This window comes from Leifsonia sp. SIMBA_070, from assembly GCF_046534635.1.
GTDB lineage: Bacteria > Actinomycetota > Actinomycetes > Actinomycetales > Microbacteriaceae > Leifsonia.
On record NZ_JAWRYK010000149.1, the window covers coordinates 1 to 293 of the forward strand.

Below are 293 nucleotides of genomic sequence, written 5' to 3' on the forward strand. Positions count from 1 at the left end.
GTCCTTTTCCTCTATCTGCTCCTGCGAAAGCGTGCCACCCGTGGCTAAAGCTGAAACCGGCCTCGAAGCCCCCGCCCGCCCGCTGCCCACTGCCCTGGTGTCCCACCGCCGGCATCCGGTGCGCTCGGTTCCGCCGAAGTTCTGGATCATCACGCTGGGAATTGCGGCTGCCGCCCTGGTGGCCGTCTTCATGACCATCGAGCTGCGCGGAAACATCGGCTACATCCTGCCCCGCCGCGCCATCAAGGTGGCTTCCATGATCCTGGTGGCGTACGCCGTCGGGGTCTCCACCG

1 pseudogene is annotated in these 293 nt (G+C 66.2%); it reads left to right on the plus strand.

The features are described from left to right. Positions 1-40: 40 nt before the first annotated feature. A pseudogene (locus SB754_RS19790) lies at positions 41-293 on the plus strand (enterobactin ABC transporter permease); the annotation flags it as partial.